Source organism: Pseudomonas sp. BN414, from assembly GCF_029871275.1.
In the GTDB taxonomy this organism is placed as follows: Bacteria; Pseudomonadota; Gammaproteobacteria; order Pseudomonadales; family Pseudomonadaceae; genus Metapseudomonas; species Metapseudomonas resinovorans_C.
Genome location: NZ_SSOL01000031.1, coordinates 65,585 through 92,323, shown reverse-complemented (window position 1 = coordinate 92,323; position 26,739 = coordinate 65,585). Strand labels below are relative to the sequence as shown.

The window sequence follows — 26,739 nt, the reverse complement described above, 5'->3', positions numbered from 1 at the left end:
TGCTTCATCTCGCCGTAGGAAACCTACTGTCTTCGATGAAGCGCCTTGCCATGGCGTCCCCAAGGACCCCGATTCCTTTCTGAATACTGAAAACAAGATCGCTTTCGAGGCGAAGGAGAATACGCATGGGCAAGACGCTATTGATGAAGAACGCCGACCTGCTGGTGACCATGGATGGCCAGCGCCGGGAGATCCGGCAGGGCGGGATGTTCATCGAGGACAACCGCATCGTGCAGGTCGGGCCGAGCAGCGAACTGCCGCAGACTGCCGACGAAGTGCTGGATATGAAGGGCAAGATCGTCATTCCCGGCCTGGTCAACACCCATCACCACATGTATCAGAGCCTGACTCGCGTGGTGCCGGCCGCTCAGGACGGCGAGCTGTTCAACTGGCTGACCAACCTCTATCCGATCTGGGCGCGGTTGACCCCAGAGATGATCGGCGTTTCGACCCAGACCGCCATGGCCGAGCTGATTCTCTCCGGCTGCACCACCTCCAGCGACCACCTCTATATCTATCCCAACGGCTGCAAGCTGGATGACAGCATCCACGCCGCCGGTGAGATCGGCATGCGCTTCCACGCCGCTCGCGGCAGCATGAGCGTCGGCCGCAGCCAGGGCGGTCTGCCGCCGGACTCCGTGGTGGAGAAGGAAGCGGACATCCTCAAGGAATCGCAGCGCCTGATCGAGGACTACCACGACGCGTCCCATGGCTCGATGCTGCGGGTCGTCGTGGCACCTTGCTCGCCGTTCTCTGTCAGCCGCGACCTGATGCGTGAAGCCGCCGTGCTTGCTCGACATTACGGCGTCTCGCTGCACACCCACCTGGCCGAGAACGTCAACGACATCGCCTACAGCCGCGAGAAGTTCGGCATGACACCGGCGGAGTATGCGGAGGACCTGGGCTGGGTCGGTCACGACGTCTGGCATGCCCACTGTGTGCAACTGGACGAGCACGGCATCGAGCTGTTCGCCCGCACCGGTACCGGTGTTGCCCATTGCCCCTGCTCGAACATGCGTCTCGCCTCTGGTATCGCCCCGGTGCGCCGCATGCGCGACGCCGGTGTGCCGGTGGGCCTGGGCGTGGACGGCTCCGCCTCCAACGACGGCGCCAGCATGATCGGTGAAGTACGCCAGGCGCTGCTGCTGCAGCGGGTCGGTTTCGGGCCGGATGCCATGACCGCTCGGGAAGCCCTGGAGATCGCCACCCTGGGTGGCGCGAAGGTGCTCAACCGGAATGACATCGGTGCCCTGGCGCCGGGCATGGCGGCCGACTTCGTCTCCTTCGACCTCAATCACATCGCCTATGCCGGCGCGCTCCACGACCCGCTGGCGGCGCTGGTGTTCTGCACCCCGACCCACGTGTCCACCAGTGTGATCAACGGCAAGGTGGTCGTACGCGATGGCCAGGTAGTGACCGTGGACCTCCCGCGCGTGCTGGAGCGCCACAACGAGCTGGCACGTCAACTGGTGCTCGGCGAGTAACCCGTAACCGGGAGCGGGTCGTCCCGCTCCTGTCTTTCCCGCACAATGGAAAACAAGGAGGAGGTCATGAAACCTCGGGTTTTCGGCTGGCTGGCTGCTGGCCTTTTGTCCGCGAATGGCGCCCTGGCGCAGACCTATGTGATTGGGGTCGAGCAGCAATCCTTCCAGCCCCATTACTGGATGAGCGATCAGGGTGAGTACAAGGGCTTTGCCCGCGACCTGCTGGATCTGTTCGCGCGCGATGCCGGGCTGGATATCCAGTACCAGGCGCTGCCGGTCCACCAACTCACCAAGCATCTGCTCAACGGCAGCATCGATTTCAAGTATCCCGACAACGCCAACTGGGCGGGCGACCTGAAAGGTGGCAAGGACATCCGCTACAGCCTGCCGGTGGTTGAGTACGTGGACGGTGTGCTGGTAGCACCCAAGCGTCAGGGGCAGGGCGTGGACCAACTGGCCAGGCTGGCGGTGGTGGACGGCTGGACGCCCTGGACCTACCAGGACCGCATCGACGCGGGTCACACGCAGGTTGTACGCAGCGACGACCTTGGCCAGATGATCAAGCAGGCAATGAAGCAGGAGGCTGACGGCGCCTACTACAACGTGGTGGTTGCCACTTACTACCTGGACAACATCCGCGCGCGGCCAGGCGCCTTGGTGTTCGACCCGAAACTGCCCCACACGCGCGGCACCTTCAACCTCTCCAGCCTCAAGTATCCGGAACTGATTGCACGTTTCGATCGCTTTCTTGCCGAGCACCGCCAGGAAGTGGATGCACTCAAGGCCCGCTATCAGGTGGAAGCCAACCTGGACTCCGAATACCTCGGGATGGAGCAGTGGAAAGTCGATTTTCTGAAGCGCCAGAAGGAGAAGGCCAATCCCTGAACCGTTCCGGTGCGCAAGCGCCGTTCCAGAGGCGTTCCATGGACCTGGAGCGAATCAGGCTCGAAATGTTGTACACAATTCTGAAAGAAACTGTTGTTTGAGATGTTCACAGAGTGTATATAATTCGCAAAACCTGACCGCCAGATCAGCTTTTTCTAATGAAGCAACTGCATGAGGGGGCTCACGCCACCCTGTAAGCCCACGACCGACAAAAACAATAGGCAGGCTTTACCCATGAGTTCATTCGATATCTCCGAGGTTCGTGACGACCTCAGGCACGGCGCCCACCGCCGGCCGCAGGCGAGGCGATACCGCTTCGCAGGTTCCCATCCATTGCTTGCTCATCTGTCCGCCACCCGTGACCTGGCGCCTGTGTACGGCCGCCTGCCGGGTTGCCCGAACCAGCCGGACAGCAATGCCGACGCAGAAGAATGCTTCCTCCTGTCCTCAATGCCCGAGGCCAGGCAGTACTCCCTGGACGTAGCCGAACAGCGCAACGCTGAAGACAGCCCGTCCGGCATCGCCCGCCAATACCGCCTCGGCCTGACCGGCTGACGCACGGCGCGCGTAACTCCCTCCAATCCCGAACCTGCCTGCAGCCTGCCCGGAAACCGGGGCGGGCTCCGGGTGGGTGCGGGGCGGAAAAACTGAAAACCCACTACAACAAGGGAAAAAACCATGAATGCCAAGTATCTGCCGCACTGCCTTGCCCTCACGACCGGCCTGCTCGGGGGCGGCCAGGCCATCGCCGGTGACCTGCTGTTCTGGCAGAACAACAGCCTGACCTACCTCTACGGCCAGAACTTCAAGGTCAATCCGGAAATCCAGCAAACCGTCACCTTCGAGCATGCAGACGGCTGGAAGTACGGCGATAACTTCTTCTTCGTGGACAAGATCTTCTACAACGGCGAAAAGGACGCGCAGGTGGGCGACAACACCTACTACGGTGAATTCCAGCCGCGCCTTTCCCTCGGCAAGATCTTCGACCAGAAGATCCAGTTTGGCCCTGTGACCGACGTGCTGCTCGCCATGACCTACGAGTTCGGCGAAGGCGACGTCGAGTCCTACCTGATCGGCCCGGGCTTCGACCTCGCCATTCCCGGCTTCGACTTCTTCCAGGTCAACTTCTACAACCGCACCACCGACGGCAGCCGTCCCGGCGATAACGTCTGGCAGATCACTCCAGTGTGGAGCTACACCATTCCGGTGGGTAACTCCGACATCCTGATCGACGGCTTCATGGACTGGGTCGTGGACAACGACGAGAACAGCCGCGGCACCTACCACGCCAACCTGCACTTCAACCCGCAGGTGAAGTACGACCTGGGCAAGGCTATGGGTTGGGGCGAGAAGCAGCTCTACGTTGGTTTCGAGTACGACTATTGGAAGGACAAGTACGGTATCGACAGCGAGAGCTTCCTGGGTGACGAGATCCTCGATGGCACCGACCAGAACACCGCCAGCCTGCTGGTCAAAGTGCACTTCTGATCCATCGGGAAAAAAGACCGGGGGAGGCGCAATGCGCCATCCCCACGGTTGAAAGGGGAGGAGAGCCAATCCATGGCACAAGCCTTTCGCTGCAATGTGGGAGCGAATTCATTCGCGATGCGGGCTTGCGGATTTCCCGGTGTACCAGACCGGGCGCCGCTGCACGGCCACTCGCGAATCAATTCGCCCTCACAGCGACTGGCCTCCCTCCGGGTCGCAAAGGGGATTGAACGCCTTAGGGCGAGACTCGGTTCAGAAGGTGAATTCCAGGTTCACCGTCGGCGTCGAGGTGCGGCTGCCACGCCCGCCATCGACGCCGAACTTGTTGTGCCAATACTCGTAGCCGACGCCCAGCCACAGGTTCGGCTTGCGCTTGGCGCCGGGCATTGCGGCGACCATCAGCGAAGTACGCATCAGGGTTTCCGGGGCAGTGTCCTTGTCGAAATAGTCTTCGCCCTTCTCGCCGACGTAGTTGACGAATCCCTGGAACTTGGCGTCGTGGTCACCGAGCTGGAAGGGCTTGAGCCAGGTCAGGTTCACCATGTAGGTGGCGTCGAACGTGTGGTCTGGATGCTTGGCGCTGGGGATGCCCGAGTGGTTCTTCTCGCGGTAGTACATCAGGCTCAGGTCGAGTACGGCGGCGCCGTTGAACTTGAGCGTGGGGCCGAACACGAGCGCGCGCTTCTTGGCCGAGGCCAGGTTGTTGTTGCGATTGGCATCGAAGCCGAAGGTGAAGGCGTAGTCCTTGATCAGGCCGGTGCCCAGTGGCTGGTCGAACACCCGCGAGGCGAACAGCTGGTGACGGTAGACCGCATAGACCTCGCTGCCGCCGTGGTCGGTGCCCTTGCGTGGGTCACGACTGTCGGAGAGGAACACGTCCAGATTGAAGAAGTTGCTGCCGTACTTGTAGCCATCCGCATGGGTGAAGCTGTAGGTGCGTTTGGCGAACTTGTTCGGGTTGTTGGGGTTGGTGTACTGCTGGCCGTAGCGGAAGCCAACGCTGTTGTTCACCCATTCGAAGATCTGGCCGTCCTCGGCGGCGAATCCGGTCTGGCCAGTGGCCAACAAGGCGGCGCCAAGCGCCAGGCTGGTGTAACGACGCATTCGGGTACTCCTTCTTTTTGTTGTTGAGCAGAAAGCGGAAATGACCTGTCCTTGACGGCGGTGCGCGAAGGCAGCCGTCTCCGGGGTTGGGGTTAAAAGAGCCCGCCGGGTAGGCAGGCTTTGGAATTCCGGCCGGACCTCATGGGTACCGGCCAGATGGGAGCAAAATCAGTGTGCGGCGCAATGCCGGCTGCGTTCCTTTTCACCCAGGATGTTGAACAGCAGGTTCAGGGTGAGGGCGCTGACAGTGGCCATGGCGATGCCGCTGTGGGTGATGGGCTCCATCCAGTGAGGAAGCTGGGCGAAGAGCTCGGGGCGAACCACCGGTGCCATGCCCATCCCCATGCTCACGGCGACGAGCAACTGGTTGCGCCGGTCGCTGATGTCGGCCTCGTGGAGAATCTTGATGCCGGTGGCGGCCACCATGCCGAACATCGCCAGGCCTGCGCCACCCAGTACCGCAGGCGGGATCGAAGCCACCAGGAAGGCGGCTTTCGGCAACAGACTGAGGCCGATCAGGAAGGCCCCGGCGGCGACCGTCACGTAACGGCTGCGGACGCCCGTCATCTGTACCAGACCGATGTTCTGGGCGAACGACGAATGGGTGAAAGTATTGAAGAAGCCCGCCAGGAAGGACGCGCCGGCGTCACACATCAGGCCACGGCGCAGGGCGTTGGGGCAGACCTCGCGTCCGGTGATCTTGCCCAGGGCCAGGAACATGCCGGTGGACTCGACGAAGATGATCACCACCACCAGGCACATCGACAGCACCGAAGCCAGCTCAAACTTCGGCATGCCGAAATGCATCGGCTCCACCAGCTGGAACCAGGGCGTCTCTTCCAGGCCATTCAGGTCGACCATCCCACTGGCACCGGCCAGGGCGTAGCCCAGGGCCATGCCGATCAGCACCGAGACGTTGACCCAGAAGCCTTTGAGGAAACGGTTCACCAACAGGATCGTGCCCAGTACCAACCCGGCGATGGAAAGGTACTCCAGGGCGCCGAAATGGGTTGCCGCGTTACCGCCGCCGGCCCAGTTGACCGCTACCGGAAAGAGCGTGAGGCCGATGGAGGTGATCACGGTTCCGGTCACCAGCGGCGGGAAGAAGCGCACGATGCGTGACATGAAGGGGGCGAGCAGCAGGCCGAAGAAGCCAGCGGCGATGGTCGCGCCGAAAATCCCCTGGATACCGACGCCAGGCATTCCGGCCATTACCACCATGCTGCCGACCGCAGCGAAGCTGGCACCCATCATCACCGGCATGCGGATACCGACCGGGCCGATGCCGATGGACTGAACGATGGTGGCGATACCGGCGACCAGCAGGTCGGCGTTGATCAGGAAGGCGATTTCTTCACGGGAGAGACCGGCGGCCTGGCCGACGATCAGGGGTACGGCAACGGCGCCACCGTACATAAGCAGGACATGCTGGAAACCGACAAGCAGCAATTGCATCAGGGGCAGGCGCTGGTCAGCGGGCGAAAGGGCGATTTCTCGCTCTGTCGGAGTGGTCATGCAACACCTCGGGCGCTTTTGTTCTTGTAAGTCGCTTGGCAATGCCGCACCTCGTGGGAGCGGCTTGCCGGGTATTCATGTTGCTGGCCGGGAGGGTGACTCCCGGCCGGGGTCGTGCAGGTACTGCGAGGAATAAAAAAAGCCCGCCTGGGGGCAGGCTTGAAAGCGGGTGATGCTTGGGGTCACCACCCGCCGTGGTCGTGCGCGAGGTCCCAGGGTTTCAGGAGCCTCGCCGATGCTCAGTTGGTCTTGGCGCCCTGGGCGATCCAGCTGCCGATCAGGTCACGCTCTTCCTGGGTCATCTGGGTGATGTTGCCCAGCGGCATGATCTGGGTGGCGACAGCCTGGGCCTGGATCTTCGGTGCGAGCATCTGGATCTGTTGCGGGGTGTCGAGCATCACGCCGCCCGGCGCCGAGGTGAACATCGGGCTGGTGGGCTTGGCGGAATGGCAGACAGCGCAGCGTTCCTTGATCACGCTGTGGACCTTGTCGAAGTTACCGCCTGCGGCGCTGGCCTGGGCCGGCGCTGCAGCAGGTTGCGCCGGAGCGGCAGCCTGCGGCTTGCTTTCGCTGGAGCTGGTTGCCGGGGTAGCGGCGCTGCTGGTGGCGGGGGCGGCCTGCTCCTGGTGGGCGGGTTCCACGGCCAGGCTGGGTTCGGCGGCCTTGTAGTTCGGCGCGGTGACGAAGGCCAGGCAGATCATGCCCAGGGCGCCGGCCGGCAGGGTCCAGGCGAACTTGTTGCTGTCGTGGCGGGTGTTGAAGTAGTGGCGCACCAGTACTGCGATCACCGCGATCCCGGCCAGGATCAGCCAGTTGTACTGGCTGCCGTAGGTGCTCGGGAAGTGGTTGCTGATCATGATGAACAGCACCGGGAGGGTGAAGTAGTTGTTGTGACGCGAACGCAGCAGTCCCTTGGCCGGCAGGACCGGGTCCGGGGTGCGGTTTTCTTCGATGGCCTTAACCAGCGCGCGCTGGGCCGGCATGATGATGCGGAATACGTTGCCGACCATGATGGTGCCGATCAGGGCGCCGACATGGATGTAGGAGCCACGGCCGCTGAACACATGGGTGAAGCCCCAGGCAGCGCCGATCACCAGCACGAACAGGACGAGGCCGAGCAGGGCAGGGGTCTTGCCCAGCGGCGAGTCGCAGAGGAAGTCATAGATGAACCAGCCTGCGATCAGCGAGCCGATGCCGATGGCGACGGCGGTAGCCGGAGCGATGTCCACGCCGGGTGCGATCAGGTACAGGGTCGGGTTCATGTAGAACACCACGGTCAGCAGGGCGACGCCCGACAACCAGGTGAAATAGGCTTCCCATTTGAACCAGTGCAGGTTGTCCGGCATTTTCGGCGGAGCGAGCTTGTATTTCTCCAGGTGGTAGATGCCACCACCGTGGATGGCCCAGAGGTCACCCGACAGACCGTCGCGCGGGTTGGCACGGTTCAGGTTGTTCTCCAGCCAGACGAAATAGAAGGATGCGCCGATCCAGGCGATACCGGTGATCATGTGAACCCAGCGAATGCTCAGGTTCAGCCATTCGGTCAGATGTGCTTCCACAGTGTTTACCTCTTTTCCCGCTGACCAGCACGCCGATCATTGGGCTTCTCTTATTAGTGGTGGGGGTCGAGGAGGAGCTGCTCGTCCTCAGTGAAGAAATGCTCATCGCAGTTGTTGCCAGAACCGCTGCGATCAACCACCAGGAAGTCATCCCGCTTTTCGATCGTCAGCACCGGGTGGTGCCAGACGCCGCGATGGTAATTAACGCCCTGCCTGCCATTGGAGAGGAAGGCACGGACCAGACCCGGTACAGGTACATCGCCAAGTGGCGCTACCACGACCAGAAAGGAGTTGCCGAGCAGCGGAATGAAGGCCTGGCTGCCCTGCGGATGTCGTTCCAGCATGCGGATGCGCAGCGGCATCTCAAGGGATTCGGCGCTGAAGATGCTGATGATCGCCTTGTCGTCCGGCTGGGCGGTTTCGACCGTCGCCAGCTTGTGATAACGGCGGGTGGAGCCGTTGTTGATCATGAAGTACTCGCTTCCGTCGGTTTCGATCACATCTCCGAACGGGGCGAAGGCTTCTTTGGTCAGGGGCTCGATCTTCAGGGTTCGCATGGCTGTTCTACTTGTTCGTTGCTGGTTCCCATCCCCCGAGAGGGCGGGGCCGGTAGGGGAGGTGGAATTTCCATCCTCTCCCCTGGCTCTCCTGTGTGGCGGAGAGCCGATGGGCGGGCCGTGGCCCACCCGGTCCTGAATAGGGGCGGTGCGACTGCGGCTTACATTTGCTGCAGGCGGAACAGCGCGATCTTGTTGATCTCGGCCAGCGCCCTGGAGAACTCGGCTTCGGGAGAGTTGTGGATCCGCTCTTCGAAGGCCGCCAGGATCTGGTGCCGGTTGCTGCCTTTCACCGCCATGATGAAAGGAAACCCGAACTTGGCCTTGTAGGCGTCGTTCAGCTCGGTGAAGCGCGCGAACTCTTCAGCCGTGCATTCTTGGATACCGGCACCGGCCTGTTCGCTGGTGCTGGCTTCGGTCAGCTCGCCACGGACGGCTGCCTTGCCGGCCAGGTCCGGGTGAGCATTGATCAGTGCCAGCTGGGCTTCATGGCTGGCGCTGAGCAACAGGTCGGCCATGCGCTGGTGCAGGCCATCGATCTCGTCGACGCAGTCGTCCTGGCCCAGGTCGAATGCCTTCTCGGCGACCCAGGGCGAGTGCTCGTAAATGTCGGCGAATGCTTCGACGAAGGCTTCGCGGGACAGGGTGGACGGAGTCAGGGTCTGGAAGCGGCTCATTTGGCTTGCTCTTTGAAAGGGTGGGTGGCGTGCCAGTGGCGGGCGATGTCGGCGCGGCGAGCGATCCAGACCTTCTCGTGACCTCTCACGTACTCGATGAAACGTGCCAGGGAGGCGAGGCGAGCCGGACGACCCAACAGGCGGCAGTGCATGCCGATGGACAGCATCTTCGGCGCGCCGGCGGCGCCTTCGGCGTAGAGCACGTCGAAGGCGTCCTTGAGGTATTCGAAGAAGTCATCGCCCTTGTTGAAACCCTGCACCTGGGTGAAGCGCATGTCGTTGGTGTCGAGGGTGTAGGGAATGACCAGGTGCGGTTTTTCCGCGGTGCTGGCGGCGTCCCAGTAGGGCAGGTCGTCATCGTAGGTGTCGGAGTCGTAGAGGAAGCCGCCTTCCTCCATGACCAGGCGACGGGTGTTCGGGCCGGTGCGGCCGGTGTACCAGCCTACCGGGCGCTCGCCGGTCAGTTCGGTGAGGATGCGGATGGCCTCGAGCAGGTGTTCGCGCTCCTGGGCCTCGTCCATGTACTGGTAATCGATCCAGCGGTAGCCGTGGCTGCAGATTTCGTGGCCGGCGTCGACCATGGCGCGGATCACATCCGGATGACGCTGGGCGGCCATGGCGACGGCGAAGATGGTCAGCGGGATGTCGTGCTTCTTGAACAGGTTCAGCAGGCGCCAGACGCCGACGCGGCTACCGTATTCGTAGAGGGATTCCATGCTCATGTTGCGCACGCCCTGCAGCGGCTGGGCGGCCACCATCTCGGACAGGAAGGCCTCGGACTCCTTGTCGCCGTGCAGCACATTGCGCTCGCCGCCTTCCTCGTAGTTGAGGACGAAGGACAGGGCGATGCGGGCTTCGCCTGGCCAGTGCGGATGGGGGGGGTTATTGCCGTAACCGATCAGGTCGCGTGGGTACTCAGCGCTCACTGCAGTCTTCCTTCTCGTCTGTTGGATCGATCAGCGACAGCCCGGGAAAGTGGTGCGCGACCGTGGATGGGGTGATTGTATACAAACTGTCACGCGTTTTGTAAATCAAAAATTCGCTAAATTCGTCGGCGAGGGTGGGGGTGGTAAACCTGCCCATTTGGTCAGGTATAAACAGGCAAAGGCCCGGTGCGTGCCGGGTACGTTGAAATCCGCTGCTGGCGCGGATTGGGCAGGGTTGATCCGTATTGATGTGATTATTGTGTACAATTTTTTGTGTTTATGTCTTACATTCGACTGGTCGCGTGTTATTCTGCGCTCCGTACCTGGGGCTTTGGCCCCTGACCACGCACCTATATGAACAAGCAGAGGAGGTGTGGCGTTCCGATCGCGGCCAGTGCAACGGCCCGGTGGACGCCCAGCGAGCAATGGGACGTTTGACCACGCATGTACTGGATGCCGCCCACGGCTGCCCTGGCCGTGACATCAAGATTGAGCTCTACCGCGTCGAGAGCGCAGGCCTGGAGCTGGTCGCCACTACCGTTACCAACGATGACGGCCGCTGCGACGCGCCTGTGCTGCAGGGTGCCGATTACCAGAGCGGCGTCTATCAGATCCATTTCCACGCCGGCGACTATTACCGCGCCCGCGGCGTAAAACTGGCCGAGCCGGCCTTCCTCGATGTGGTGGTGCTGCGCTTTGGTATTTCAGCCGAGCAGGACCACTACCACGTGCCGCTGCTGATCTCCCCTTACAGCTACTCCACCTACCGCGGTAGCTAGTCCACGATTCTCGTTACCCTCGACTCACTGGAGTCTTTATGGCCCGTTCACACTGCGGGCCTTTTTTATGCCTGCAAGAAAGTGCGGCGTAAAAAAAGCCCGGCGCAAGGTCGGGCTTAAGCGCATCACGGGGAGATGCGCAAGGGAGCATGGGACCGATAAGACCAGAGCTGTATGCCAGCCTCGAAAGGCTTTGCAGGCGCATGGGTGAATGTCGGATCAGGGAAGAGTCTAGGCGGCAATTGCCTGGGCGCAGGTCGGTGGTCGGAAATCGTTTCGGACTGTCGTGGCCAGGCATCCTGGCGGATTGGCGTCACGCTCTGCAGGGCTGCGTTCCGAAAGGGGCCTGAAGCTGAATTTCCATCAGTCCGGACTACCGATTGCCTTGCAGGAGCGAACTGTTCTGTTTGCGAGATTTCGCGCACGAGATATTCGCGAGCAGAGCTCGCTCCTACGGGAGGAGCGGAGGCGGCGCGTCGTATTTCCACGGCCAAATGAAAAGGCCCTGGCGCAGAGCGACAGGGCCTGGTGAAGCGGGTGCTTGTGATTACAGGAAGATGAACTTGGCCACGAAGATGGCGCACAGGGCATACAGGCTTACCGACACATCCTTGTACTTGCCGGTGAAGGCCTTCATTACCACGTAGGTCACGAAGCCCAGGGCGATGCCGTCGGCGACCGAGAAGGTCAGGGGCATCATGATCACGGTGACGATGGCGGGGATGGTTTCGGTGTGTTCCTTCCAGTCGATGTGGGCCATGCCGCCCATCATCAGCATCGCAACGTAGATCAGGGCGCCAGCGGTGGCGTAGGCGGGGATCATGCCGGCCAGGGGCGCGAAGAACATGGCGGCGATGAACAGGATGCCCACGGTTACCGCGGTCAGGCCGGTGCGGCCGCCAGCGGCTACACCCGCGGCACTTTCCACGTAGCTGGTGACCGGCGGTACGCCGAGCACGCCACCGAAGACACTGGAGGCGCTGTCCGCTTTCATGGCCCTGGAGAGGTTCTCGATGCGGCCGTCTTCCTGCACCAGGTTGGCACGCTGGGCAACGCCCATCAGGGTGCCGGCGGTGTCGAACATATGCACGAAGAGGAAGGCGAGGATCACGCTCACCATGGTCACGTTGAACGCACCGGTGATGTCCATGGCCATGAAGGTCGGGGCCAGGCTCGGGGGCATGGAGAACACGCCGCCGAACTTGACGATGCCCAGGCCAACACCGATCAGGGTCACGGTGAGGATGCTGATCAGGATGCCGCCGAAGATGCGGCGGTATTCCAGTACCGCGATCATCAGGAAGCAGATGGCAGCCAGCAGCGGACCGGGCGAGGTCAGGTCACCGATGTGCACCAGAGTGGCCGGATGGGCGACGACGATGCCAGCGGTCTTCAGGCCGATCAGCCCGAGGAACAGGCCGACACCAGCGCCCATGGCGAACCGCAGGCTGCTCGGAATGCTGTTCAGCAACCACTCTCGAATGCGCGAGAAGGTCAGGATCATGAACAGCACGCCGGAGAGGAACACCGCGCCAAGCGCGATCTGCCAGCTGTAGCCCATGGTATTGACCACGGTGTAAGTGAAGAAGGCGTTCAGGCCCATGCCCGGTGCGAGACCCACCGGCCAGTTGGCGTAGAGGCCCATGAGGAGGCAGCCGAAGGCTGCTGCAAGGCAGGTGGCAACGAAGGCTGCGCCATGATCGATCCCGGCATCGGCCATGATGTTCGGGTTGACGAAAATGATGTAGGCCATGGTGATGAAGGTGGTCAGTCCGGCAGCCAGTTCGGTCTTCACGGTGGTGCCGTGAAGGCTGAGCTTGAAGAGACGTTCAAGTAGACCGTTGGCGGGCGGTGTTGCGGCGTACGTTCCTTGTTCTTGTTGTTTGATGCTTTCCACAGCGTGGTACTCCTCATCTCTTTTGTTTTGTTCACCCAGAGCCTGGAGTTGGCTCCGGACTGACTGAGGCGGATGGCGTGAGTGGTGCACTTCCTCCAATACTTGACCGCAGGGTCAGGAAGTCACGGCGCGATTATGCCTTTGTATACAAAAAAAACAAATAATGTTTTCAATGTTCGAAAAAACGCACCAATCCCTAAAAGCTGACTAATGGGTTAAGTTTTGCTGCGACAATTTGCAGCCTAACGAACTCACAATTTCGTTTATAAACAATTAGTTAGTGAAATTTGTGGTTTGGAGAGAAAAACGGAGGGAGGCAGTCGAAAGCACGGAATGGCACTCGGCCAGGCGCGCTTATGACAAAAAAATGTAGGGAAATACGCTGATTTGTCGCTTCAGTCTTCCCTCGATGAGCAATTCGAGAACGGCTGTAAAAACCTGTGCAACCGGTCAGGAATGGGCTTCGAGCTGCGGCGAAACTGTTCAAGGTCGGATGATTGTGTACAATATCCTTCGCTTTTTCCCTGATTTCCCTCGCTGATCTACCCGTTCAGCCTGGCGGAAAGGGGCAAAAAGGGCCCTGGAAGACCGCCGCCCCCCTTTGACGCGAGCCCCCATGAACGAACAGTTGCAGCCACTCAAGAAGCAGCCGCGCACCGCCAAAAGCACCCGCAGCGGCACTCAGGACGACGTCGTCTACGCACATATTTTCGATGCTATTCTCGAGCAGCGCCTCGCACCCGGTACCAAGCTGAGCGAAGAAGCCCTGGGCGAGATCTTCGGTGTCAGCCGCACGATCATCCGCCGTGCCCTGTCGCGACTCGCCCACGAAGGCGTGGTGCTGTTGCGGCCGAATCGTGGCGCCGTGGTAGCTAGCCCCAGCGTCGAGGAAGCCCGTCAGATCTTCTATGCCCGCCGTCTGGTGGAGCGTGCCATCACCGAGCTCGCGGTCGAGCACGCCACCGCTGAGCAATTGCAGGAACTGCGGCAAATGGTCCTCGAGGAGCAAGCTTGCTTCTCCCGCGGTGATCGTGGCGCCGGCATTCGCCTTTCCGGCGAGTTTCACCTGAAGCTGGCCGAGGCGGCGAAGAACGCCCCGCTGGTGAGCTTCCAGCGCAGCCTCGTGTCGCAGACCTCGCTGATCATTGCCCAGTACGAGAGCGGTAGCCGCTCCCACTGCTCCTTCGATGAGCACAATCGCCTGATCGACGCTATCGAGTCCCGCGATGCAGAACGCGCCGTGATGTTGATGATGCATCACATGGACCACATCGACGACAAGCTCAACCTGGACGAAAGCGGTGCCTCGGACGACCTGCACGCGGTGTTCTCGCACCTGCTGCAGACCAAGAAGAAGCCTGGCCGCAGTTCACCCCGCAGCGCCTGATTTGACCCGGCAAACAAAGCCCCGCGAATGCGGGGCTTTTTGTTTTGTGGGGGCGAATTTATTCGCTAAGGACCGCATGGCGGTCCCCAGGATGGGCAAAGGGCAGGCCTGCGGCCTGCATCGCGAATGAATTCGCTCCCACATTGCGTAGGATGGATCGGGCGGCGTTCCGCGAGCTTGCGATACCCATCAATTGGCGTCCGCAGGGGTATCGCTCCGCTCAACCCATCCTACGGGTTGCATTGCCCGTAGGAGCTGGCTTGCCAGCGAATGGCCCCTTTTCGCTAGCAAGCTAGCTCCTACAAGGCTCCTGAACCCACGGGAACTCCCAAAGAAAAGCCCCGCCGAAGCGGGGCTTTTCTGTCTACGCGTTCGATCAACCGCGCTTATGAACGCTGCGACCGGCGGCAAAGGTTTCCTTCACGGTGCGGTCGTCGCCGAGGATGGTCAGGGCGAACAGGCGTTCCGGAAGGCTCGTGGCCTGCTGCATGCGGTAGTCCAGCAGCGGGGTGGCCTTGTAGTCCAGGACCACGAAGTCCGCGTCCTTGCCGGCCTGGAAGTTGCCGATCTTGTCGTCCAGGTAGAGCGAGCGGGCGCCACCCAGGGTGGCCAGGTACAGGGACTTGAACGGATCGAGCTTCTTGCCCTGCAGCTGCATCACCTTGTACGCCTCGTTCAGCGATTGCAGCTGGGAGAAGCTGGTGCCTGCGCCCACGTCGGTGCCCAGTCCCACACGCACGCCGTGCTCTTCCAGCTTCTGCAGGTCGAACAGGCCGCTGCCCAGGAACAGGTTGGAGGTGGGGCAGAAGGCCACTGCCGAACCGGTTTCCGCCAGGCGTTTGCATTCGTCGTCGCAGAGGTGCACGCCGTGGGCGAATACGGAGCGCTCGCCGATCAGCTTGTAGTGGTCATAGACGTCCAGGTAACCCTTGCGCTCCGGGAACAGTTCTTTCACCCATTCGATTTCCTTGCGGTTTTCGGACAGGTGGGTGTGCATGTACAGGCCCGGGTATTCGGCGTACAGCTTGCCGGCCAGCTCCAGTTGCTCGGGGGTGCTGGTGGGGGCGAAGCGCGGTGTCACCGCATAGTGCAGTCGGCCCTTGCCGTGCCAGCGCTCGATCAGCTCCTTGCTGTCTGCATAGCCGGACTCGGCCGTGTCGGTCAGGTAGTCCGGGGCGTTGCGGTCCATCAGCACCTTGCCGGCGATCATCCGCAGATCGAGCGCTTGCGCAGCCTCGAAGAACGCATCCACCGACTCCTTGTGCACGGTGCCGAACACCAGTGCGGTGGTGGTGCCGTTGCGCAGCAGTTCCTTGATGAAAATACCGGCCACATCGGCCGCGTGGGCCTTGTCGGCGAACTGCTTTTCCGTGGGGAAGGTGTAAGTGTTGAGCCAGTCCAGCAACTGCTCGCCGTAGGAGGCAATCATGCCGGTCTGGGGGAAGTGGATATGGGTGTCGATGAAACCGGGAGTGATCAGGGCATCGCAGTACTCGTGCACCTCGACGCCGGCGTCCAGGCCCGGCAGTAGGGTCTTGGCGTCGCCCAGGGCCTTGATGCGGCCGTCTTCCACCACCAGCAGGCCGTCCTCGAAATACTGATAGGACTGCTCGACGCCCACCAGGGCGGGGTCGGCGATGCTGTGCAGGATGGCGGAGCGGTAGGCGGTTACGTGGCTGGTCATGTCAGTCTCGTTCGTTAGCGTTGCGATTCTTGCGTTCCGCGAAGGGAGGGCCGGAGTGGGGAGCTCCCTGTCACGCGGCTCTCCCCACCCGGCACTTACGCGTCGCCTTCCCCGTGGGGGAAGGAATAATTCAGGCCTGTTCCCGGCGCGAGGCGGGGACCAGCTTGGCGACGGTTTCGCCTTTCTTCACTTCGGCGCCGAAGTTGGCGTTATAGGTGGCGACGACTTCACCGGCGATCGATATGGCGATCTCTACCGGCAGCTTGCCTTTGACCTCCTGGATGCCCATCGGGCAGCGCATGCGTTGCATGGTTTCGGCAGCGAAACCACGATCACGCAGGCGATGCTCGAACTTGACGCGCTTGGTCTTCGAACCGATCAGGCCGAAGTAGGCGAAGTCGTTGCGCTTGAGGATCTCGGCGGTCAGTTCCAGGTCCAGCTGGTGGTTATGGGTCATGACGATGAAGTAGCTGCCCTTGGGCATCTCGGCGATCTCGTCGACCACCTCTTCGTTGACCACTTTCTCCACGCCAGCCGGAATGTGTTCGGGGAACTCGTTTTCCCGTGAGTCGATCCAGCGCACCTTGCAGGGCAGGCTGGCGAGCAGCGGGACCAGTGCACGACCGACGTGGCCGGCACCGAATACGGCGATATGTGCCTGGGGCTGGCCCATGGGTTCGAACAGCAGGACGGTGGCGCCACCGCAGCACTGGCCAAGGCTGGCGCCCAGGCTGAAACGCTCCAGGCGCGTGTCCTGGTTGCGATTCTCGAGCATCTCGCGGGCGATCTCCATGGCCTTGAACTCGAGATGACCACCACCGATGGTCTCGAAGATCCGCTCGGCGGTGACGACCATCTTCGAACCGGCGTTGCGCGGGGTCGAACCACGCTCTTCGATGATGGTCACCAGCACGCAGGGTTCACCACGGTGCTGAAGGTCGGCGAGGGCGCTGATCCAGCTCATTTGCTCAGTCTCCAGCTACGCAGTGGCCTGGTGGTCCGTGACAGCCGCCAGTCATCCTTGGGACGGACCGGGGCCGGCAGCGTTTCCAGCAGCACAGGTTCGTTGTCCGGCTGCGTCGTCTTCGTTCGATCGGTGGATGTTGTCATTGTTCTGCACCGTTTTTTCTCTATGTAGGAGCCAGCTTGCTGGCGAAAGCGTTGCTTCCAACGACAAGCGATTCGCCAGCAAGCTGGCTCCTACCGGGTCATGCCGGTTCGACCTGCGCCTGTTCGGCGGCCTGGGCCGGCTGTTGGAGTTTGCGCATCTGCTCGACGCCCCAGAGCACGCGCTCGGGGGTGGCCGGCGCGTCGATCTGCGGCTGCGCCTTGTAGTCGCCGAGACTGGCGACGGCGTCCTTGATGGCGCACCAGACGGCGATGCCGAGCATGAAGGGCGGCTCGCCCACAGCCTTGGAGTGGAACACGGTCTGCTCGGGGTTCTTGCGGTTCTCTACCAGCTTCACCCGCAAGTCGATGGGCATGTCGGCGATGGCCGGGATCTTGTAGCTCGCCGGGCCGCTGGTCATCAGCTTGCCCTTGGCGTTCCACACCAGCTCTTCCATGGTCAGCCAGCCCATGCCCTGGACGAAGGCGCCTTCCACCTGGCCGATGTCGATGGCCGGGTTCAGCGAGGCACCCACGTCATGCAGGATGTCGGTGCGCAGCATCTTGTACTCGCCAGTCAGGGTGTCGACGATGACTTCGGCGCACGCCATGCCATAGGCGAAGTAATAGAACGGACGGCCGGAGGCTTTATCGCGGTCGTAGAAGATCTTCGGCGTGCGATAGAAGCCGGTGCTGGAGAGCGAGATCTGGTTGAAGTAGGCGAGCTGGATCATTTCCTCGAAGGAGAGGAAGTGGTCGCGCACGCGTACCTGGTTGTTCTTGAACTCCACGTCCTCGGTGGTCACCTTGAAGTGATTGGCGAGGAACTCCACCAAACGGCCCTTGATGGTTTCGGCTGCGTTCTGCGCGGCCTTGCCGTTCAGGTCGGTACCGCTGGAAGCGGCGGTCGGCGAGGTGTTGGGCACCTTGTCGGTATTGGTGGCGGTGATCTGGATGCGTGAGATATCCACCTGGAAGACTTCGGCCACTACCTGGGCGACCTTGGTGTTCAGGCCCTGGCCCATCTCGGTGCCGCCGTGGTTCAGGTGGATGCTGCCGTCGGTGTAGATGTGCACCAGCGCACCGGCCTGGTTGAGGAAGGTGGCGGTGAAGCTGATGCCGAATTTCACCGGCGTCATCGCCAGGCCTTTCTTCAGCACGGGGCTCTTGGCGTTGAACTCGCGAATTTCCTCGCGGCGCTTGGCGTACTCGCTGCTGGCCTCCAGCTCCTCGGTCATCTCGACGAGCATGTTGTGCTCGACGGTCTGGTAGTAGTGGGTGACGTTGCGCTCGTCCTTGCCGTAGTAGTTCAGCTTGCGGACTTCCAGCGGGTCCTTGCCCAGATGGCGGGAGATCGCGTCCATGATCTCTTCGATCGCGACCATCCCCTGCGGGCCGCCGAAACCGCGGTAGGCGGTGTTCGAGGCGGTGTTGGTCTTGCAGCGGTGGCCGTTGATGGTGGCGTTTTCGAGGAAGTAGGCGTTGTCCGAGTGGAACATCGCGCGATCGACGATGGAGCCGGACAGGTCAGGCGAATAGCCGCAGTTGCCCGCCAGTTCCAGCTGGATGCCACTGAGCAGGCCGTTGTCATCGAAGCCCACGTCGTACTCGACGTAGAAGGGGTGACGCTTGCCGGTGATGCTCATGTCTTCCATGCGCGGCAGGCGCATCTTGGTCGGGCGACCGGTCAAGTGCGCGATGACCGCGCACAGGCAGGCCGGGCCGGCAGCCTGGGTTTCCTTGCCGCCGAAGCCGCCACCCATGCGGCGCATGTCGATGACGATCTTGTTCATCGGCACGCCCAGCACCTCGGCCACCAGTTTCTGCACTTCGGTGGCGTTCTGGGTGGAGGTGTAGACGATCATGCCGCCGTCTTCGGTGGGCATGACGGAGGAGATCTGGGTTTCCAGGTAGAAGTGCTCCTGGCCACCGATGTGCAGGGTGCCCTGGATGCGGTTCTTCGCGCTGGCGAGGGCGGTGCTGGAATCACCGCGCTTGTGCTGGTGGCTGTCCAGCACGAAATGCTTCTTGCGCAGGGCGTCGACCACATCCAGTACCGGCTCGAGGTCCTCGTACTCGACGATCGCCGCCATGGCTGCCTTGCGGGCGGTTTCCAGGCTGTCGGCACCTACGGCCAGGACCACCTGGCCGACATACTCGACTTTGCCGTCCGCCAGCAGTGGGTCGCCGGCGACTACCGGGCCGATGTCCAACTGGCCGGGAACGTCCTCGGCAGTGATGGCGATCGTCACGCCCGGGAACTGGTAGCAGGGGCTGGTATCGATGCGGGTGATGCGTGCATGGGCACGATCGCTCATGCGGGCATAGACGTGCAGCTGGTTGGGGAACTCCAGGCGGTCGTCCACGTATACCGCTTCACCCGAGACGTGTTTGGGCGCGCTCTCGTGCTTGACGCTGCGGCCCACGCCGGTGGTGATATCGGCTCGGAACAGTTCCGCCAGTTCTTCCTGGGTCTTGTGGTTGAAGTGATTAGACATGCTGTGTGTCTCCAACAACTGCTGCGCTCGGCCATGCTGCGTTAGCTGCTGGCTCGAAATGCTCATTTAGCCGACTAAACTCCGCTTTCTCGCCAGCCGCTGCCTTGCCTGGCGCTTCGCTCGCGACGTTTTTGAAGTCACACATACGCGGTCACCCGGGTTTCGACTTCTGGGGATTGCAGCTCGAGGAAGAACTTGCGCAGCAGGTTCTGGGCGGTCAGCAGGCGGTATTCCTTGCTGGCGCGGAAGTCCGAGAGCGGGGTGAAGTCCTTGGCCAGTGCTTCGCAGGCGCGCTCGACGGTGCCCGGGTACCAGGCCGCGCCGATCAGGGCCTGCTCGCAGGCGCTGGCGCGCTTGGGAATGCCGGCCATGCCGCCGAAGGCGACGCGGGCCTTGCGCACGACACCGTTCTCGATGACCAGGTTGAAGGCTGCACAGACTGCGGAAATGTCGTCGTCCAGGCGCTTGGAAACCTTATAGGCACGGAACGCCTGGTTGTTGCGGGCACGGGGCACGCGCACTTTCTCGATGAACTCGGACTCCTGGCGGGCAGTGACCTTGTAGTCGAGGAAGTACTCGTCCAGCGGCAGGATGCGGGTCTGGTTGCCCTTGCGCAGGACGATCTCGGCACCGAGGGCGATCAGCAGCGGCGGGGCGTCACCGATGGGCGAGGCGTTGCCGATGTTGCCGCCCAGGGTGCCCTGGTTGCGAATCTGCAAGGAGGCGAAGCGGTGCAGCAGCTCGCCGAAGTCCGGGTACTCGCGGGAGAGGGTTTCGTAGCAGTCGGACAGCGGGGTAGCGGCGCCGATCTCGATGAAGTTGCCGTTCTCCTCGATGCGTTTCATGGATTCGATGTGGCCGACATAGATCATCACCGGCAGTTCACGGTGGAACTGGGTGACTTCCAGGGCCAGGTCGGTGCCGCCGGCCAGCAGGCGGGCCTGCGGGTTGGAAACATAGAAGTCGGCCAGGTCGGCGACGGTCAGCGGAACCAGGCAGCGCTTGTCGCCGCTGTTCAGTTCAGCGGTATCGCGCGGGGCGATGGACTTCAGCTGGGCGACGGTCTGGGCTTCGGCGGCATCGAACTGGTCGGGCTGCTTCTGGCAGCAGGCCTGTTCGGCGGCGTCGATGATCGGGCGATAGCCGGTGCAGCGGCACAGGTTGCCGGCGAGGGCTTCCATGGTCTGGGCCTTGTCGAAGCCATCGCTGTTCTTCTGCAGGGCGAACAACGACATCACGAAGCCAGGCGTGCAGAAGCCGCACTGGGAGCCGTGGCAATCCACCATCGCCTGCTGCACGGAGTGCAGTTGGCCGCGGTGCTTGAGGTCTTCGACGGTAATGAGTTGCTTGCCGTGCAGCGAGGACACGAAGGTCAGGCAGGAGTTGAGCGTGCGGTAACGGACGCGATCACCGTCAAGCTCGCCGACAACCACGGTGCAGGCGCCACAGTCGCCCGAGGCGCAGCCTTCTTTGGTACCGGGTTTGCCGACATGCTCACGCAGGTAATTGAGCACCGTGACATTGGGATCGAGGGCATGCTCGGTGCGCAGCTCCCGGTTGAGTAAAAACTGGATCAAGGACGACCTCCAGGCACTTTATTGTTTTTACGAGGGCTCGTATGACGGCAAATTTAGAGAGGTCTGACTTTTGGGTCAATAAATATTTGACTCGGAAGTCAGGAAATCTTCATCTGTTTCGGTTATTAGCACGTTGCGTCCGCTCTGCCTCTAGGCTCACACGCATTTCGTACCACCTGCCCTAAGTGTAGGTAAGTGAGGGATGGGTGCCGGGGCAAGTCGTTCAGGGGCGCTCGATGCCTTGTGGTAGACTGCGCGCCTGCCCGCGTCCTGCGGCAGAGTCGGAAATTTCCCCCTTTCGCTCTTGCACCCACTGCCCGTACCCGTAGTACTGTCAGCGCCGGAGCTTTGGCGCGGGAAAGCTCCGGCGCAGCGCACCATGCCCCTAGTTCAAAGGAAAACCATGACGTTCAAGGCACCGGACAGCCTCTCCGAGCAGATTGCCCAGCACCTGGCCGAGCGCATCATTCGCGGCGAGCTGAAAGAGCGTGAGCGCATTCAGGAACAGAAAGTCACCCTGGCCATGAATGTCAGCCGGGGGTCGGTACGCGAAGCGCTGTTGATCCTGGAGCGTCGTCATCTGATCACCATCCTGCCGCGCCGTGGCGCCCAGGTGTCCGAGTTGACCCAGCAGCATGTGCGCAGCCTCTATACCCTGGTGATGGAGCTGTACATCCTCCTGGGCTATGCGGTTGCCGAGCATTGGCGCCGCGAGGAAGACCTGGCGCCCTTCCGGGTGATCCAGCAACGCCTTGTCGAAGCGCGCGAGCGGGAAGACATCCTTGCGTTCGTCGATTCCAGCTTCGCCATCATGCAGGCCGCTTATCCCTTCGCCGACAACCCGTACCTGCAACAGACCTTGGACAACCTGCAACCGGCCATCGCCCGCACCTACTACATGGCCCTGGAGCGACGTCGCGGCCAGATGGAGAACCTCGGCGCGGTGTTCGACGACCTGCTGCTGGCGGTGATCGCACGCGACCAGGCAAAGGTCCGCGAAGTGCTGCTGGACTACGGCAAGCAGAACTGCGAGCTGGTGCTCGCGGCCCTGGCCGAACGTTGAGCGGAGCACGTCGATGCGGCTGAAGTGCATCAAGCTGGCCGGGTTCAAGTCCTTCGTGGACCCGACCACCGTCAGCTTCCCCAGCAACATGGCCGCTGTGGTGGGTCCCAACGGTTGCGGCAAATCGAACATCATCGACGCCGTTCGCTGGGTAATGGGTGAGAGTTCGGCGAAGAACCTGCGTGGCGAGTCGATGACCGACGTCATCTTCAACGGCTCCAACACCCGCAAGCCGGTCGCCCAGGCCAGCATCGAGCTGATCTTCGACAATTCCGACAACACCTTGGTAGGCGAATACGCCGCGTTTGCCGAGATTTCCATTCGCCGCCGCGTCAGTCGTGACGGCCAGAACACCTACTTCCTCAACGGCACCAAGTGCCGTCGCCGGGACATCACCGATATTTTCCTCGGCACCGGTCTGGGCCCGCGCAGCTACTCGATCATCGAGCAGGGGATGATTTCAAAGCTGATCGAGGCCAAGCCCGAGGACCTGCGCAACTTCATCGAAGAAGCCGCCGGCATCTCCAAGTACAAGGAGCGCCGTCGCGAGACCGAAAGCCGAATCCGTCGTACCCAGGAAAACCTCGCACGTCTCACCGACCTGCGCGAGGAGCTGGAGCGTCAGCTGGAGCGCTTGCACCGGCAGGCCCAGTCCGCCGAGAAATACCAGGAATACAAGGCCGAAGAGCGCCAGCTCAAGGCGCAGCTCGCCGCCCTGAAATGGCGGGCGCTGAATGAGCAGGTTGGCCAGCGCGAAGCGGTGATCGGCAACCAGGAAATCAGCTTCGAAGCCCTGGTGGCCGAGCAGCGCAATGCCGACGCCAGCATCGAGCGCCTGCGTGACGGGCACCATGAACTGTCCGAACGTTTCAACCTGGTGCAGGGGCGCTTCTATTCAGTTGGGGGCGATATTGCCCGGGTGGAGCAGAGCATCCAGCACGGCCAGCAGCGTCTGCGCCAATTGCAGGATGACCTGCGTGAGGCCGAGCGCGCTCGCCAGGAGACCGAATCTCATCTGGGGCACGACCGCACGCTGCTCGCCACCCTGGGCGAAGAGCTGGATATGCTCGGCCCCGAGCAGGAAATGAGTGCTGCGGCTGCCGAAGAGGCTGCCGCCCAGCTTGAAGAATCCGAAACCGGCATGCATGCCTGGCAGGAGCAGTGGGATGGCTTCAACCAGCGCAGCGCGGAGCCGCGTCGCCAGGCGGAGGTCCAGCAGTCGCGTATCCAGCAGCTCGATCAGAGTCTGGAACGTCTGCTGGAGCGCGAACGTCGCCTGAATGACGAAGCGACGCAACTGGCTGCCGACCCGGAAGATGCTGCAATCCAGGAAATGCTCGAAGAGCTGGCGGTCGGCGAAATGCGCCTGGAAGAGCTCCAGGCTGCCGAACAGGGCCTGGCGGAGCGCCTGGACGAACTTCGCGAAGAATTGCAGCAGGCCACTCAGGCCCAGCAGCAGGCCCAGGGCGAACTGCAGCGCCTGAATGGTCGCATCGCCTCGCTGGAAGCCCTGCAGCAAGCCGCGCTTAACCCGGGCAAGGGTGCCGCTGAATGGCTGCGCGAGCAGCAACTGGCGGAACGCCCGCGACTGGCTGAAGGTCTGCGGGTGGAGCAGGGCTGGGAGCTGGCGGTGGAAACCGTCCTCGGTGCCGATCTCCAGGCCGTGCTGCTGGATGATTTCAACGGTCTCGACCTTTCCGGTTTCAGCCAGGGCGAACTGCGCCTGGCCAGCGCCGGCAAGGGCGGTGCGCGAGCGCCCGGCAGCCTGCTGGACAAGGTCGAAGCGCCGATGGACCTGGGGCCCTGGCTGGGCAAGGTCCTGCCGGTGGAAACCCTTGAACAGGCATTGACCCGCCGCAGCAGCCTGGCAGAGGGCGAAAGCCTGATCAGCCGGGATGGTTACTGGGTCGGTCGCAACTTCCTTCGGGTGCGCCGGGCCAGCGAGGCGGAGAGCGGTTTGCTGGCGCGTGGCCAGGAACTGGAACGCCTGCATGCCGAGCGCGAGGAGCGCGAAGCTGCCCTGGAACAACTGGAAGAACGCCTGCAGCAGCTTCGCGACGGCCAGCGCCAGCAGGAAGAGTCCCGCGAGCAGCAGCGCCGCCTGTTGCAGGATGAATCCCGCAGCCTGGGTGAGCTCAAGGCAAGACTGTCCGCCCAGCAGGCGAAGGTGGAGCAACTGGCGTTGCGTCGCCGTCGCCTGGAGGAGGAGCTTCGCGAGCTGGGCGAGCAGCGCGCCCTGGAGCACGAGCAACTGGGCGAGGCTCGCTTGACCTTGCAGGACGCGCTGGACGCCATGGCCAGCGATACCGAACAACGGGAAAAATTGCTGGCCGAGCGCGATGGCCTTCGTGAACGCCTGGATCGAATCCGCCAGGAGGCTCGCCAGCACAAGGATCACGCGCATCAGTTGGCCGTGCGTGTCGGCTCGCTCACGGCGCAGCACGACTCCACACGTCAGGCTCTCGAGCGTCTGAGCCTGCAGTTCGAGCGCCTCAATGAGCGTCGCGAGCAACTCAGCCTCAACCTGGAGGAGGGCGCCGCACCGCTGGAGGAGCTGCGTCTGAAGCTGGAGGAGCTGCTGGAGAAGCGGCTGGGCGTCGAAGAAGAGCTGAAACTGGCCCGGCTGGCCCTGGAAGATGCTGATCGTGAACTGCGTGACGCCGAGAAGCGCCGTACCCAGGCCGAGCAGCAGTCGCAATTGCTGCGTGGCCAGCTGGAACAGCAGCGTCTGGAGTGGCAGGCACTGACGGTCCGTCGCAAGACCTTGCAGGACCAGCTCCATGAGGACGGCTACGACCTGCACGGCGTCCTTGCGACCCTGACCGCCGAAGCCAGCGAATCCGCTTGGGAAGAGGAGCTTGAACGCCTTGCCGCGCGCATCCAGCGCCTCGGCCCGATCAACCTCGCCGCCATCGACGAATACCAGCAGCAATCCGAGCGCAAGCGCTACCTGGACGCGCAGAACGACGACCTGGTGGAAGCCCTGGAAACGCTGGAAAACGTCATTCGCAAGATCGACAAGGAAACCCGCAACCGCTTCAAGGAAACCTTCGACCAGATCAACGCCGGCCTCCAGGCGCTGTTCCCGAAGGTGTTCGGCGGCGGTCATGCCTACCTGGAGCTGACGGGCGAGGACCTGCTGGATACCGGTGTGGCGATCATGGCGCGCCCGCCGGGCAAGAAGAACAGCACCATCCACCTGCTTTCCGGTGGCGAAAAGGCGCTGACCGCGCTGGCGCTGGTATTTGCCATCTTCCAGCTCAACCCCGCGCCGTTCTGCATGCTGGATGAGGTGGATGCGCCGCTGGACGACGCCAACGTCGGCCGATATGCGCGTCTGGTGAAAGAAATGTCCGAGAAAGTGCAATTCATCTATATCACCCACAACAAGATCGCCATGGAAATGGCCGATCAGTTGATGGGTGTGACCATGCACGAGCCCGGCTGCTCGCGCCTGGTGGCGGTGGATGTGGAAGAGGCGATGTCGATGGTCGAAGCCTGATCGTCGGCTGAATTCGAACCCTTGACGGGTCGGAGGATCAAATTCGCGTTGGCACGGTTGTAAGCCGCTATCAGAGGTTTCTCTGCTGGGCTGGTCGTGCTAGCTTTATGCCCAATTTTGTCGCACGTGGAAAACGCCATTCAGAACATGGAGTTGGGCGCCACGTTTCAGGGGACGGGATGTCCTTTCTTCACCATTGTCTGTTTGCATTTTCACTAGGGGACACAGGACTACATGGATATCGGTCTGCGCGAGTGGCTGATTGTTATTGGCATCATCGTAATCGCCGGCATTCTGTTCGATGGCTGGCGCCGCATGAGTGGCGGCAAGGGGAAACTCAAGTTCAAGCTGGATCGCAGCTTCTCCAATGCCCCGGATGACGATGAGGATCCGAACCTGCTTGGCCCTTCACGGGTCAAGGATCGTTCACACCAGGAACCCTCCCTGGACGAGGAAGACCTGCCTTCCCTGAGCGCGCGCGAAGCCGGCAAGCGCCGGGGCGAGCCGCAACAGGGCGACCTGAACCTCGACGAACCGGTGCCGACCCTGCTCAACCCCGTCGATGAGGGCAAGAAAAACGGCAAGGTCCACCCGCAGGTGCAGGCGCAGGAAGTTCCGGTCGAGGAAGTTCTGGTCATCAACGTCGTTGCCCGCGACGAAGCCGGCTTCAAGGGCCCGGCCCTGCTGCAGAACATTCTGGAAAGCGGCCTGCGCTTCGGCTCCATGGACATCTTCCATCGCCACGAAAGCATGGCTGGCAATGGCGAGGTACTGTTCTCCATGGCCAATGGCGTCAAGCCCGGCACCTTTGACCTGGATGACATCGACCACTTCAGCACCCGCGCCGTGAGCTTCTTCCTCGGCCTGCCGGGTCCGCGCCATCCGAAGCAGGCCTTCGACGTGATGGTTGCTGCCGCACGCAAGCTGTCCCAGGAGCTGAATGGCGAGCTGAAAGATGACCAGCGCAGTGTGATGACTGCGCAAACCATCGAGCATTACCGCCAGCGCATCGTCGAATTCGAGCGCAAGCACCTGACCCATAAGCGCTGA

Annotated in this window: 20 protein-coding genes; 9 read left to right on the top strand and 11 right to left on the bottom strand. The window is 62.1% G+C overall.

The genetic code is table 11. The features are described 5' to 3' along the window. Positions 1–125 precede the first annotated feature (125 nt). The 4 genes from E8E95_RS04520 (at position 126) to E8E95_RS04505 (ending at position 3,857) form a co-directional block, all read left to right on the top strand. The gene (locus E8E95_RS04520; RefSeq protein WP_280348455.1) at positions 126–1,484 is read left to right on the top strand and encodes an 8-oxoguanine deaminase; all 1,359 of its coding nucleotides are present in this window, start codon (positions 126–128) and stop codon (positions 1,482–1,484) included. Positions 1,485–1,550: 66 nt separating this feature from the next. Then, positions 1,551–2,369, top strand: a complete 819-nt coding sequence (locus tag E8E95_RS04515) for a transporter substrate-binding domain-containing protein (protein ID WP_280348453.1) — start codon at positions 1,551–1,553, stop codon at positions 2,367–2,369. A gap of 234 nt (positions 2,370–2,603) precedes the next feature. After that, positions 2,604–2,924, top strand: coding sequence for a hypothetical protein (locus E8E95_RS04510; RefSeq protein WP_280348451.1), 321 nt, complete (start codon positions 2,604–2,606; stop codon positions 2,922–2,924). Positions 2,925–3,047: 123 nt separating this feature from the next. Continuing rightward, positions 3,048–3,857, top strand: coding sequence for an outer membrane protein OmpK (locus E8E95_RS04505; protein ID WP_280348449.1), 810 nt, complete (start codon positions 3,048–3,050; stop codon positions 3,855–3,857). A gap of 252 nt (positions 3,858–4,109) precedes the next feature. On the opposite strand, the gene E8E95_RS04500 is transcribed toward E8E95_RS04505, so the two are convergent. The 6 genes from E8E95_RS04500 to puuE form a co-directional block, all read right to left on the bottom strand. Then, positions 4,110–4,961, bottom strand: coding sequence for a nucleoside-binding protein (locus E8E95_RS04500; RefSeq protein WP_280348447.1), 852 nt, complete (start codon positions 4,959–4,961; stop codon positions 4,110–4,112). A gap of 168 nt (positions 4,962–5,129) precedes the next feature. After that, positions 5,130–6,476 (bottom strand): nucleobase:cation symporter-2 family protein, encoded by a 1,347-nt coding sequence (locus E8E95_RS04495; RefSeq protein ID WP_280348445.1) that lies wholly within the window; start codon positions 6,474–6,476, stop codon positions 5,130–5,132. A gap of 239 nt (positions 6,477–6,715) precedes the next feature. Further along, positions 6,716–8,035 carry a urate hydroxylase PuuD gene (locus E8E95_RS04490; protein WP_280348443.1) on the bottom strand — a complete coding sequence of 440 codons (1,320 nt, stop codon included), beginning with the start codon at positions 8,033–8,035 and terminating at the stop codon, positions 6,716–6,718. 53 nt (positions 8,036–8,088) lie between these two features. After that, positions 8,089–8,592: an ureidoglycolate lyase gene (locus E8E95_RS04485; protein ID WP_077521645.1), complete on the bottom strand. Its 504-nt coding sequence runs from the start codon at positions 8,590–8,592 to the stop codon at positions 8,089–8,091. 161 nt (positions 8,593–8,753) lie between these two features. Next, entirely contained in the window at positions 8,754–9,269 is a 516-nt protein-coding gene (gene uraD, locus E8E95_RS04480) for a 2-oxo-4-hydroxy-4-carboxy-5-ureidoimidazoline decarboxylase (protein WP_280348440.1), read from the bottom strand. Continuing rightward, on the bottom strand, positions 9,266–10,195 hold the full coding sequence (gene puuE / locus E8E95_RS04475; RefSeq protein ID WP_280348438.1) for an allantoinase PuuE: 930 nt from the start codon (positions 10,193–10,195) through the stop codon (positions 9,266–9,268). The genes uraD and puuE overlap by 4 nt, the downstream gene beginning before the upstream one ends. Before the next feature lie 425 nt (positions 10,196–10,620). On the opposite strand from puuE, the gene uraH reads away from it, so the two are divergent. Beyond that, entirely contained in the window at positions 10,621–10,974 is a 354-nt protein-coding gene (gene uraH, locus E8E95_RS04470; protein WP_179057999.1) for a hydroxyisourate hydrolase, read from the top strand. Positions 10,975–11,521: 547 nt separating this feature from the next. Here uraH and E8E95_RS04465 read toward each other — a convergent pair. Continuing rightward, positions 11,522–12,871 (bottom strand): NCS2 family permease, encoded by a 1,350-nt coding sequence (locus E8E95_RS04465; RefSeq protein ID WP_280348436.1) that lies wholly within the window; start codon positions 12,869–12,871, stop codon positions 11,522–11,524. A 616-nt stretch (positions 12,872–13,487) separates the two neighbouring features. Between E8E95_RS04465 and E8E95_RS04460 the strand changes: the two genes are divergently transcribed. Then, positions 13,488–14,258: a GntR family transcriptional regulator gene (locus tag E8E95_RS04460; protein ID WP_280348434.1), complete on the top strand. Its 771-nt coding sequence runs from the start codon at positions 13,488–13,490 to the stop codon at positions 14,256–14,258. A 376-nt stretch (positions 14,259–14,634) separates the two neighbouring features. Here the strand turns inward: E8E95_RS04460 and guaD are convergent, their stop codons facing one another. The 4 genes from guaD to xdhA all read right to left on the bottom strand — a co-directional run bounded on the left by guaD (position 14,635) and on the right by xdhA (position 21,124). After that, positions 14,635–15,942 (bottom strand): guanine deaminase, encoded by a 1,308-nt coding sequence (gene guaD, locus E8E95_RS04455; protein WP_280348432.1) that lies wholly within the window; start codon positions 15,940–15,942, stop codon positions 14,635–14,637. 130 nt (positions 15,943–16,072) lie between these two features. Further along, positions 16,073–16,906, bottom strand: coding sequence for a xanthine dehydrogenase accessory protein XdhC (gene xdhC / locus E8E95_RS04450; RefSeq protein ID WP_179057799.1), 834 nt, complete (start codon positions 16,904–16,906; stop codon positions 16,073–16,075). Positions 16,907–17,150: 244 nt separating this feature from the next. Beyond that, positions 17,151–19,547: a xanthine dehydrogenase molybdopterin binding subunit gene (gene xdhB, locus E8E95_RS04445; protein WP_280348429.1), complete on the bottom strand. Its 2,397-nt coding sequence runs from the start codon at positions 19,545–19,547 to the stop codon at positions 17,151–17,153. A 137-nt stretch (positions 19,548–19,684) separates the two neighbouring features. Continuing rightward, positions 19,685–21,124: a xanthine dehydrogenase small subunit gene (gene xdhA, locus E8E95_RS04440; protein ID WP_153917078.1), complete on the bottom strand. Its 1,440-nt coding sequence runs from the start codon at positions 21,122–21,124 to the stop codon at positions 19,685–19,687. A 403-nt stretch (positions 21,125–21,527) separates the two neighbouring features. Between xdhA and E8E95_RS04435 the strand changes: the two genes are divergently transcribed. The 3 genes from E8E95_RS04435 (at position 21,528) to zipA (ending at position 26,739) form a co-directional block, all read left to right on the top strand. After that, positions 21,528–22,187, top strand: coding sequence for a GntR family transcriptional regulator (locus tag E8E95_RS04435; RefSeq protein WP_280348426.1), 660 nt, complete (start codon positions 21,528–21,530; stop codon positions 22,185–22,187). A 13-nt stretch (positions 22,188–22,200) separates the two neighbouring features. Beyond that, positions 22,201–25,689 (top strand): chromosome segregation protein SMC, encoded by a 3,489-nt coding sequence (gene smc / locus E8E95_RS04430; protein WP_280348424.1) that lies wholly within the window; start codon positions 22,201–22,203, stop codon positions 25,687–25,689. 234 nt (positions 25,690–25,923) lie between these two features. Next, positions 25,924–26,739, top strand: a complete 816-nt coding sequence (zipA, locus tag E8E95_RS04425) for a cell division protein ZipA (RefSeq protein WP_077520958.1) — start codon at positions 25,924–25,926, stop codon at positions 26,737–26,739.